We start from the raw sequence: 10,070 nt of genomic DNA on the forward strand, positions 1-10,070 counted from the left end.
CTTTGCGAGGCCGCGAACCCGGCCTTACTTCTCCCGCCCCTCGACCGCTTCCAGCGTCTTGAGGATGTGGTCGCGGGCGCGTTCGGCGTCCTCGGTGGCGCCCGACAGGAAGACGCGGCCGGAGGCGCCGATCATCTGGCAGTCGACCAGCGTCAGGTTCGGCGCGACGCGCTCCGCCTCGTTGGCGGCAACCGCGGCGAAGAGGGCGGGCTGCATCTCGACGAGGAGCAGGCTCTCGTCCGGCAGGATCATCGAGGCGTCGCGGTTGCGGTTGAGGATCACCGCATGCTGGTCGGTCACCGCTTCGACGATGTCGGTGTAGAGGACGTGGGGGCGGAGCTGGTCGCTCGCCTTCGCCCCGATGCCGTCGAGCACCGCCTGGCCGGCCGCGTCGAGATGGGCGGCGTCCAGCGAGTGGAGTTCGAGGATGCCGTATTGCCGCTCGACATAGAGCATGCCGGGCTCCGCCTCCGGCACCGATTTCAGCGCGAGGTCGATCACCCGGTGGATCGCCAGCGCCGGCGCGATCTCGATGATCAGCGAGTGCATGCCCTCGAGCGGAACATAGCCGCGCCCGCGGGTCGGCGAGCCCATATAGGCGGCGAACTGCCGCCTGAGCGACTCGATCTTCAGATAGACGCGCAGTTCACTCACCAGGACACTCCTGCCGGCCTTCGGTCGGTGAGGCTTGCGGCCCCGCCTCCGCTCATCCCCGCGCACGCGGGGATCCAGACCCCCGCGGACGCGCCCTCAAGACCTGGATTCCCGCTTTCGCGGGAATGAGCGGTTGAGCTTGAAGGCGCCGGTCACGCGAAGCCCGGGACTCACTTGCCCGGCACGCCGAACTGCTTGATCACGTCGGCATGGGGCCGCGGGATGACATGGACGGAGACCACGGTGCCGACATGGCCGGCGGCTTCGGCGCCCGCCTCGGTCGCCGCCTTCACCGCGCCGACATCGCCCTGGACCAGCACCGAGACGAGGCCGGCGCCGACCTGCTCGCGGCCGATGATCGTGACGTTGGCGGCCTTGACCATGGCGTCGGCCGCGGCGAAGGCCGCGACGTAGCCCTTGGTTTCCACGAAGCCGATTGCATTCGACATGACAGTTTCTCCTTGGCTGACTTTTCCTGAGACGTTCTATTTCCTGGATTTCGACGAGGCCGCCCGCGGTTCGTCGAGAATGCCGATAACCAATGCATCGACCACCGCGCTGCCGTCCTTGAACCAGCCGCGCGCCACCGAGCCCTGCGTGACCAGCACGCGTTCGCCGTCGCCGGCGCCGAGCGGGTCATAGGCGACGACGTGCTCGCCGAGGCCGTCATTCTCCTCGAGCGCGATTTCGAGCAGGGCGCCGCCCGGCAGTTCGTCGAGCCGCTTGGTCGCCCAGACCTTGCCGATCACCATTCCGGTTTTCATGGCTTCTGCCTCACGATTTCGACCTTCATCTCGCGCGCCTTGTCGCGCGCCAGCGGGGTGAGAACCACATCCTCGCCGATCACGATCCGCTGGTTGTTCCGGGATATCTCGACGATCTTCGCTTCGCTGAGGACACCCGATCCGAACTGGAACGTGCCCGTCCTCGCGGCCGCCGGCTTCGTTGTCACGGCCGCGGCGCGCGGTGGCGGCGGGCCGGCGGGCGCGAAGCGGAGGTCACCGGCAATAATCGCCGCCTTCAGGGAAGCATCCTCGCAGGCGATAGCGATCGCCCTGGCGAAGCGGTCGAGGTCGGTTTCGTTGGCGGCGCTGACCGTCACCTTCGCCGGCTTGCCACGGGCGAGCGCCGCCCGCATCTCGTCGGCGAGGCCGTCGCCGGGGGGCGCCGGTGCGGGCCCGGCGGAACCGAGCGACTCCGTCAGCGCCTGGCGGACCAGCGCCCGGAGTTCCTCGCGATCGATCCCCGCCGCCATCGCCTATTGCCTCGCCTGGAGTGTGTGCTCGGCGGCGAAGGCCGCCGCGCGGATGCTGCTTTCCTCGCCGGAGAGGTAGACCCGGCCGGTCGCCCCCATCATCCGGTAGTCGACGACCTTGATGTCGGCCGCCTTCTCCGCCTCGTTGGCGGCAAGGATCGCGTAGGAGGCCGGCTGCATCTCCAGCACGAAAAGCGACTCGCCAGGCAGGATCATCGAGCCCTTCTTGTTCCGGTTGATCAGGAAGGCGTGGTAGTTGTCGACCCGCTTGACGATCCGCGATGCAAGGATCTCGGGCCGCATCGCCTCCGCCTCGCTGGCACCGAGATAGTCGAGGATCGCCTGGCCGGCGGCCTTCACCGAGGATGTCGAATTGGCGTGCAGCTCGAGATAGCCGTATTGACGTTCGACGACGAGAAGGCCGGGCTTGACGTCGACATTCTTGACCGCGATGTCGGTGATGTTCTCGATCTCGAGGCCTGGGGCCACCTCGACCACCAGCGCCGCCATGTTGACGCGCGGCAGGAAGCCCCGGATGAAGCTGCCGAGATAGCACATCGTCTTCGGCTGAAGCTGGTCGATGAAGATGTAGGACCGGATCGTCGCCATCGGTCGCGCCTCACCGCTGCTCGTGCTGCATGGCGCGCATTTCCTCGAGGATGAGCTGGCGAATCTCCGCCCGCAGCGCATCGGCGTCGACCGGCACCGGTTCCTCAACGTCCGGCGCGTTGCTCGGCCGTGACGGGCGTCCGCCGACCCAGTCGAAGGAATAGTCGATCTCGCCTTCCGGCAGGCGCGGCCGCGTCGCGGGCTGCGGCAGGGCGAGACCGGTGAAGTCAGGGAAGGGAACGTCGGCCGCAGCGTTGTAGGCGATCCTCGTCCACTGGACGAGGTGCTCCGGCCCGATATTCTCGCCGATCGACGAGCGTCCGTGGAAACCCGTGCCGATCGTCATGCTCGGCCCGAGGAAGGTGTCGAAGCCCGCAGCCCCCGTCGAGCAGCCGACATTGATCACCACCCGCATGACGTCCATCTCGGCGGCGAAGCGCAGGATCATCGCCGGGTCTTCCGCGTGGATCGCGGCCGAATGGCCGGCGCCGCGATTGCGGATCATCGCCCGGCAGGCGGTGAGCGCTGCCTCCCGGTCGGCGACCTCGTAGAGGCCGAGCACGGGACAGAGCTTCTCGCGGCTCAGCGGATAGTCGTCGCCGATCCGTTCGAGAGGGACGAGCAACACGCGGGTATCCCGTGGAATACGGATGCCGGCGCTTTCGGCGATCACTGATGCCGGCTTGCCGAGGAGCGATATGTTGAACTTGCCGCCGGGAAAGAGGTGCTCCGCCAGCCGGTCGCGGTCGTCGGCCGAGACAAGGTGGCAGCCCTGGCGCTTCATCTCGCTGACCAGCCTTGGCGCGATCGCGCGATGGGCGATGACGGCGGATTCATTGGTGCAGAGGATCGCGTTGTCGAAGGCCTTGGAGTCGACGATCTGCTTCGCCGCGCGGGCGACGTCCGCCGTCTCGTCGACATAGACCGGGTTGTTGCCCGGCCCGACGCCGATCGCCGGGTTGCCCGAACTATAGGCAGCCCGCACCACCGGCGACCCGCCGGTCGCCAGGATCAGGTTGATCCGGTCCGAGGTCATGACCGAGTTGATCAGTGGCATGGTTGGATCGTCGATCACCTGGATGGTCCCGTCCGGCGCGCCGGCGGCCTCGGCCGTACGCGCCAGCAGTCGCGCGGCGTCGGCGCCGCAGGCCTTGGCCGCCGGGTGGGGGCTGATGACGATCGCGTTGCGGGTCAGCAGCGCGAGGATCGCCTTGTAGAAGACCGAGCAGACCGGATTGGTCGACGGCGTCAGCGCGAAGATCACCCCGGCCGGTTTCGGGATCGCGACCGACCTGGTCTCGGGCTCGATCCGGTAGTCGGTGAAGTTCTCGCCCTTGTAGTGATCGAAGAGACCGGTCGCGCAGAGCCGGTTCTTGATCTCCTTGTGGTCGGGATTGCCGAAGCCGCTTTCCTCCACCGCCCAGTCGGCATAGCGGCGCGACTCGGCAGCAGCGGCCTTCGCCATTGCCTCCACGATGGAAAGCACGGAGTCGCGCGGGTAGGTCGCGAAGGACGATGCCGCCCAGCGTGCCTTCTCGATCATCTGAGCCGTCTGATGCAGCGTGCCGCCGGTTTCGGTCTCGTTGGTGGCGGTTGGCATGAAGCGTGCTTTCATCGTGGCCAAGGGGCAGGACGGCCGTGCGACGATCCGACCGGCAAACTAGTGCTGCGGGGACCGAGGCGGCTTGACAGTGTCGGGTGGTTTCTTGACAGGAGCGAAACGGCCTCGAGGGCACTGCTTGATATGGAACGGGGACCTGTGCGAGCATCAAATCCCGGGGTTGAGACCTGCCGCGCGGGAGGCGCTGGAGCATGTTGGAAAGCTCGGCTACTTCGCTGACAGGGCGACCGGATGATCCGGCCCGCACAGCCGCAGATTGCGCGCCGGGTGTGCTGGCTTCGGCCGCGACGGGGATCGTCGGCTATATCGAGCGCTTTCGCGGCGATGTCGACCGGATTTTTGGAAACGCCCACATCCTCCCGGACATGGCGGGATCGCCGACGCTGAAGCTCAGGCTCAGCGCCTTCTGCAGGCTTTTCGAGGAATCCGCCCAGCAGACCGGCAACGAGAATTTCGGCCTGTGGTTCGGCAACCAGTTCCAGCCGCGCGACCTCGGCATGTGGGGCTATGCGGCGGTCTCGGCGCCGACGCTTGGCGCCGCGCTCGAATGCCTCGTCGGCCTGTTCCACTACCACCAGGAAAGCTCGATGATGAGGCTGGGGACCGACGATGACGGTCTTGTCCGCCTCGAATACCAGATCGTCGATCCGTCGATCATCGAGCGGCGCCAGGATGCCGAGCTGTCGCTCGGCATGTTCCTCAACGTGCTGCGCGAATGCTGCGGGTCGCAGTGGTCGCCGGACGAGGTCCATTTCGAGCATCCGAAACCCGAATTCGCCAGCGAGCATGAAGCGGCCTTCGGTGCTCCGGTCTATTTCTCGCAGCGGACCAATGCGCTCCTCTTCCGGCCTGACGACCTGGCGCGGCCGATGCCGTCGCGGGACCTGAGGCTGCTGGCCGTCATGCAGACCTGCCTGGAGCAACTGGGGTCGCGTCCGTCGGACGACCATCTGCTGCTCGACCGGATTCGCACGGCGGTGAGGATGCGGCTGCCCGAAGGCTGCCCGTCGCTCGGGCAGATCGCCGACGAATTGCGGGCGCCGGTCAGCGTCATCCACCAGGATCTCAGCGCCGCCGGCCTGACCTACAAGGAGATGGTCGAGGAAGTGCGGCGCGACCTCGCGCTCTCCTACACGCGCCAGCTCCATCTGCCCTTCTCGGAGATCGCCATGCTGCTCGGCTATTCCGAGCTCTCGGCCTTCTCCCGCGCCTTCCGCCGCTGGACGGGCACGGCGCCGCGCGACTACCGCGCGGCGGCCTTCGACGCCTGATCAGGTGTTCAGCGCTTCCAGCGATTCCGGCAGGATCTGCCCGCCGTCGACGATGATCGTCTGGCCGGTGATGTAGCCGGCTTCCTTCGAGGCGAAGAAAAGCGCGGCATAGCCGATATCCTCGACGCTGCCGAGCCGCTTCAGCGGGATCGAGGCGGCCATGGTCTCGAGGTAGTCCTCGCCGAGATCCTCGAGCCCCTCCGTGACGATGTTGCCGGGCATCACCGCGTTCATGGTGATGCCGTAGCCGGCGACTTCCATGCAGGCGGTACGCAGGAATCCGAGCTGTCCGGCCTTCGAGGCGGCGTAGTGCGCCCAGCCGGGATAGCCGGTCACCGGCCCGGTGATCGACGAGGTGAGGACGATCCGGCCGCCGCCGCTCTTCTTCATCGCCGGCAGGCAGGCCTTGACCGAGACGAAGGTGCCCTTGAGGTTGGTGTCCATCACCTCGTCCCAGTCGTCGTCGGTCATCGATTCCAGCTTCACCTGCGGGAAGATGCCGGCATTGGCGCAGAGGATGTCGAGGCCGCCATGGCGCTCGACGGCCGCCGCGGCGGCCGCCTCCATCGCGGCGAGATCGCGGACGTCGGCGGCGAAGGCGGAAGCCTGGCCACCGGCGTCGCGCAACTCTTCGGCGGTCGCCTCGGCCGCGTCGATGTGGCGGGCGACCACCAGCACGCGCGCGCCGTGGCGGGCGAAGACCCGGGCGATGCCCTTGCCGATCCCCTTGCTCGCTCCGGTGACGATGGCCGACTGGCCGTCAAGCGACGTGAGCATGCTTTCTTCCTCCTTCGTTTCTCACCCGGCATCGGCCCGTCGCCGGCGATTGAGCGCCAGCATGACGAGATAGCCGCCGATCAGGATGACGACGGCGCCGACCGTCGAGATGGTGCCGAGCACCGGCACGCCCGGCGTGTAGCCGGCGACCATCTTGGCGTAGAGGTATTCGGGCACCGTCGTGTCGGCGCCTGTGGTGAAGAGCGACAGCGGGAAGTTGCCCCAGGAGAGCAGGAAGGCGAAGAGCCCGCCGGAGAAGATGCCGGGCATCAGCACCGGGATCGTAACCTCGCGCATCACCTGCAGGCGCGAGGCGCCGAGGTCGAAGGCGGCTTCCTCGAGCGCGGGATCGAAGCTGTAGACCTGGATCGAGATGACCAGCGTCACCACCGGCACGATCCAGACCAGGTGGGCGAAGACCGCGGTCTGCCAGGAAAGCTGCAGCCCGATCGCGTTGAACCACAGGAGCAGCGCCAGCCCGAGCACCGACTGCGGGAAGAAGATCGGCAGCAGGATGACCTTCTGGAACCACGACCGGCCCTTCCAGTCATAGCGGGCGAAGGCCAGCGCGCCGAAAAAGGCGAGGATAATCGAGATGACCGTGACGACGGCGGCGATGATCACCGACGTCTCGAGGATCTGGTGGATCTGGATCGAGTCGAGCGTCTTGTGCCACCAGTCCAGCCCCCATTTGGTGATCGGGAAGATGAAGTAGCGGCTGGAGGTCAGCGAGGCGAGGGTGATGCTGAGGCTCGGCAGGTAGACGAAGATCACCATCGCGATCGTCCAGACGACGATCAGGGCATGGCGTATGCGGACGGCGCGGGTCTGCATCGGGCTACCGTCGTCCGAGGAAGCGGTCGAGGTCGAAGCGGCGAAGCGCGAGGAGGACCAGCACGCCAACGATCAGCATCAACAGGACCGAGAGTGCCGCGCCGAGCGGCCAGTTCTGCGAATAGGTGAAGGCGATCTCGATGTCGTGGGCGATCGGGATGACCTGCTGTCCGCCGAGCACCTTGGCCTCGGCGATCGCGCCGACCGCCAGAACGAAGGTCAGCAGCGAGCCGATCATCAGGCCGGGTAGCGACAGCGGCAGCTCGACCTCCTTGAACACCTGCCATCGCGTCGCGCCGAGGTCGAGCGCGGCCTCACGCGTTTCGTTCGGTACCATCGAAATGCCGAGTGTCATCGGAAAGAGCATGAACGGAATGTAGACATAGACCATTCCGAACAGGACGATGCCTTTGGTGAAGAGGATGCTCTCGAGGTCCAGCCCGAACAGCGATTTGAGGGATCCGAGCAGGACGCCGTTCTTGATGAAGAAGAGCAGCCAACCGTAGAGGCGGACATTCTCGGAGACGAAGAGCGGGATGACGAAGAGCAGCGTGATCAGCGTCGACCACTTGCCGAAGACGCGGACCAGCCCATAGGCCACCGGGTAGCAGATGACGACCAGGATGATGACCGTTGCGGCGGCGAGCCCGAGCGACCAGACCAGCGAGATGTAGGTCGTGCTGTCGAAGATAGTGACGTAATTCTCGAAGGTCGGCCGGCCGCCGAAGCCGAAGGTCCGCGGCGGCATGAAGGAGAAGCCGATGATGGCGGCGAGCGGCGCCGCGAAGCCGACCAGCAGGAAGATGATGACCGGGAGCGCCGACCACGTACCGGCCGATATCCGCGTGCCGCTGCTCATTGGTCCGGCACGACGATGGAGTCGGCGGCGTTCCAGCCGATCAGGACTTCCTGGTCGAGCTTGCCCTGGAACGCCTCGTGGCGGAGCTTCTCGAGCACGAAGGTCATCTCGCCGACCCGCACGTGATACTGGATCCGCGAACCGAGGGCGTATTCGTTGTAGAGGCGGCCGGGCACGTGGTTGTCGGCATCGCCGGGCTCCGACAGGAAACGCAGGTATTCGGGCCGAACCACGAGGAAGCCGTCGCGCAACCCGTCGGCGATCGACGGAGCGGCGAATTCGCCCGGAATCTGCGGCGAGGTCAGCGTGCCGTTGTCCGCCACCGTGACCGGCATGACATTCACGTCGCCGATGAATTCGGAGACGAACTTGGAATTCGGCGTGCTGTAGATCTCCTGCGGCGAACCGATCTGCACCAGCTTGCCGTCGCGCATGACGCCGATCCGGTCGCTCATCACCATCGCCTCCTCGAGGCTGTGGGTGATGTAGACGAAGGTCTTCCTCGTCTCGCGGTGGATGTCCTTCAGCTCCTTCTCGAGCGTCTTGCGGAGCTTGTAGTCGAGCGCCGACAGCGGCTCGTCGAAGAAGAGGATTTCGGGATCGAAGGCGAGCGCGCGGGCCAGTGCGACGCGCTGGCGCTCGCCGCCCGAGATCTGGGTGACGGATCGTCCGTAATAGGATTCCGGCAGGCGCAGCAGACCCATCAATTCGAGCGCGCGCTGCTTGCGGGCCGCCGGTGCGACGCCGCGAATCTTCAGCGGAAATTCGATATTGGCGCCGACCTCCTTGTGGGGAAAGAGGGCGAGCGACTGGAACACCATGCAGGTCGGCCGCTTGTTGGCCGGGATCGCATTGATCCGCTCGCCACGCAGGATGATGTCGCCGCTGGTCGGCTCCTCCATGCCGGCGAGCATGCGCAGCAGTGTCGTCTTGCCGCTGCCCGAAGGCCCGACAATGGTGAAGAGTTCGCCTTCGTGGATTTCAAGATCGATCGCGTCGACGGCCTTGTGGCCGGCGAAGGTCTTGGTCAGGCCTTTGAGGTAGAGGATGACGTCACGCCCGACCATCGGCACCCGCTTGGTTGATGTTCATAGGTGGCGGTGCCTCCGCGGAGGCACCACCATTGACGGGGAGTCTCAGCCGCCGGACGCTTCGCGCTTGGCGGCGGTCATCAGGTCGAGAAGCTTGTCGTAGTCCGGGACGATATCGTACTCGGCCGACTTCGCCATCTCTTCCTCGAGGCTGTCCCACTGGATCGCTTCGAGCTCGTCCTTGGTGAACAGATCGAAGCATTTGGGATTGCCCATCTGGGTCACCGGATTGAACGTGCCCTCGGCAAAAGCGACGGTATGGGCGACTTCCGGATTCTGGACGTATTCGAGGAACTTGGTCGCCAGCGGCGACAGCTCCGGATTGTTGACCAGCGACGTCACCTCGATCCAGGCGACGCCGCCCTTGCCGCCCGGCAGCGGCCCCTTGTTGGGCGTGATGCCACGGATGTTGAGGAAGCCGTCGGCGCGGGCCGGCGAGGCGCTGTAGGTGCCGCCGGTCATGTGGAAGTCGATCTCCCCGGCGACGAAGGCCTGGTTCATCGTCGCGATGTCGCCGACCACCTTGGCGCCCTTGAACACCTTGCTGGCCGTCTCGGCGAACTTCGCCACCTCGTCGTCGCTATGCTCCTTGAACGGATCGAAACCCGAAATCAGGCAGATGTCGAAGACGTTCCAGTCGTCGCTCTCGAGGATGCCGTACTTGCCGGCATTGGCCGGGTCGTTCCACAGATCCCAGCCGACATCCTCGGCGGTCGCGCGGCTGACCTTGTCGGTGTTGACGACGAAGGAATAGGGGCCGAAGCGCTGGGTCATGCCCAGCAGTTCCTTGCCGTCGTCGCTCATCGCCCACTTATAGGGCCACTTGAACGCCGGCATCATCTTGTCGAAGTAAGGCTTGAAGACCTCCTGGTCGAGCGGCTTGATCAGCCCCTCGGGATACATGACCTTGCGCGCCCAGGGATTGTTGACGTTGATCAGATCCCAGACGTTGGTCTCGCCGGCGCGCAGCCGGTTGATCATGGTCGGGTCGTTGGTCAGCGACTCGGCCTTGACCGTCGCATCCATCTCGGTCCGGAAGGGGTCGAGGACCTGGGCGGAGTTGTAGCCCTCCCAGCACAGGATGTTCAGTTCCTTCTCA

12 protein-coding genes are annotated in these 10,070 nt (G+C 65.8%); 1 reads left to right on the plus strand and 11 read right to left on the minus strand.

The window, feature by feature from the left end; translation table 11 throughout:
- Nucleotides 1-24 precede the first annotated feature (24 nt).
- The 6 genes from KDJ86_RS03630 to KDJ86_RS03655 form a co-directional block, all read right to left on the minus strand.
- Complete coding sequence (locus KDJ86_RS03630) at nt 25-654, minus strand: hypothetical protein (protein WP_291743050.1); 630 nt, start codon at nt 652-654, stop codon at nt 25-27.
- 170 nt (nt 655-824) lie between these two features.
- Nucleotides 825-1,103 carry a BMC domain-containing protein gene (locus KDJ86_RS03635; RefSeq protein ID WP_291743053.1) on the minus strand — a complete coding sequence of 93 codons (279 nt, stop codon included), beginning with the start codon at nt 1,101-1,103 and terminating at the stop codon, nt 825-827.
- 36 nt (nt 1,104-1,139) lie between these two features.
- Nucleotides 1,140-1,418 carry a EutN/CcmL family microcompartment protein gene (locus KDJ86_RS03640; RefSeq protein WP_291743056.1) on the minus strand — a complete coding sequence of 93 codons (279 nt, stop codon included), beginning with the start codon at nt 1,416-1,418 and terminating at the stop codon, nt 1,140-1,142.
- A complete protein-coding gene (locus KDJ86_RS03645; RefSeq protein WP_291743059.1) occupies nt 1,415-1,909 on the minus strand; it encodes a hypothetical protein in 495 nt (164 codons plus the stop codon). Before KDJ86_RS03645 ends, KDJ86_RS03640 begins: the two co-directional genes overlap by 4 nt.
- Nucleotides 1,910-1,912: 3 nt before the next feature.
- Nucleotides 1,913-2,518, minus strand: a complete 606-nt coding sequence (locus KDJ86_RS03650) for a BMC domain-containing protein (RefSeq protein WP_291743060.1) — start codon at nt 2,516-2,518, stop codon at nt 1,913-1,915.
- A 10-nt stretch (nt 2,519-2,528) separates the two neighbouring features.
- The gene (locus KDJ86_RS03655; protein WP_291743064.1) at nt 2,529-4,118 is read right to left on the minus strand and encodes an aldehyde dehydrogenase family protein; all 1,590 of its coding nucleotides are present in this window, start codon (nt 4,116-4,118) and stop codon (nt 2,529-2,531) included.
- Nucleotides 4,119-4,408: 290 nt separating this feature from the next.
- Between KDJ86_RS03655 and qhpR the strand changes: the two genes are divergently transcribed.
- A complete protein-coding gene (gene qhpR, locus KDJ86_RS03660; RefSeq protein ID WP_291743067.1) occupies nt 4,409-5,410 on the plus strand; it encodes an AraC-like transcriptional regulator QhpR in 1,002 nt (333 codons plus the stop codon).
- On the opposite strand, the gene fabG is transcribed toward qhpR, so the two are convergent.
- From fabG to KDJ86_RS03685, 5 genes are all read right to left on the minus strand, one after another.
- Nucleotides 5,411-6,187, minus strand: coding sequence for a 3-oxoacyl-ACP reductase FabG (gene fabG, locus KDJ86_RS03665; RefSeq protein ID WP_291743071.1), 777 nt, complete (start codon nt 6,185-6,187; stop codon nt 5,411-5,413).
- Between the two features lie 21 nt (nt 6,188-6,208).
- Nucleotides 6,209-7,021: an ABC transporter permease gene (locus KDJ86_RS03670; protein WP_291743073.1), complete on the minus strand. Its 813-nt coding sequence runs from the start codon at nt 7,019-7,021 to the stop codon at nt 6,209-6,211.
- Between the two features lie 4 nt (nt 7,022-7,025).
- Nucleotides 7,026-7,880, minus strand: coding sequence for an ABC transporter permease (locus KDJ86_RS03675; protein ID WP_291743075.1), 855 nt, complete (start codon nt 7,878-7,880; stop codon nt 7,026-7,028).
- A complete protein-coding gene (locus KDJ86_RS03680; RefSeq protein ID WP_291743078.1) occupies nt 7,877-8,947 on the minus strand; it encodes an ABC transporter ATP-binding protein in 1,071 nt (356 codons plus the stop codon). The genes KDJ86_RS03675 and KDJ86_RS03680 overlap by 4 nt, the downstream gene beginning before the upstream one ends.
- Nucleotides 8,948-9,016: 69 nt before the next feature.
- A partial coding sequence (locus KDJ86_RS03685; protein ID WP_291743080.1) for an ABC transporter substrate-binding protein occupies nt 9,017-10,070 on the minus strand: 1,054 nt, incomplete at its 5' end.

The organism is Bauldia sp. (genome assembly GCF_020442045.1).
In the GTDB taxonomy this organism is placed as follows: Bacteria; Pseudomonadota; Alphaproteobacteria; order Rhizobiales; family Kaistiaceae; genus Bauldia.

Excerpts from the sequence above, each read along its gene's own strand:
- KDJ86_RS03635 (WP_291743053.1), bottom strand. The coding sequence starts at position 1,103 with ATGTCGAATGCAATCGGCTTCGTGGAAACCAAGGGCTACGTCGCGGCC.
- KDJ86_RS03640 (WP_291743056.1), bottom strand. The coding sequence starts at position 1,418 with ATGAAAACCGGAATGGTGATCGGCAAGGTCTGGGCGACCAAGCGGCTC.
- KDJ86_RS03645 (WP_291743059.1), bottom strand. The coding sequence starts at position 1,909 with ATGGCGGCGGGGATCGATCGCGAGGAACTCCGGGCGCTGGTCCGCCAG.
- KDJ86_RS03650 (WP_291743060.1), bottom strand. The coding sequence starts at position 2,518 with ATGGCGACGATCCGGTCCTACATCTTCATCGACCAGCTTCAGCCGAAG.
- KDJ86_RS03655 (WP_291743064.1), bottom strand. The coding sequence starts at position 4,118 with ATGCCAACCGCCACCAACGAGACCGAAACCGGCGGCACGCTGCATCAG.
- fabG (WP_291743071.1), bottom strand. The coding sequence starts at position 6,187 with ATGCTCACGTCGCTTGACGGCCAGTCGGCCATCGTCACCGGAGCGAGC.
- KDJ86_RS03670 (WP_291743073.1), bottom strand. The coding sequence starts at position 7,021 with ATGCAGACCCGCGCCGTCCGCATACGCCATGCCCTGATCGTCGTCTGG.
- KDJ86_RS03675 (WP_291743075.1), bottom strand. The coding sequence starts at position 7,880 with ATGAGCAGCGGCACGCGGATATCGGCCGGTACGTGGTCGGCGCTCCCG.
- KDJ86_RS03680 (WP_291743078.1), bottom strand. The coding sequence starts at position 8,947 with ATGGTCGGGCGTGACGTCATCCTCTACCTCAAAGGCCTGACCAAGACC.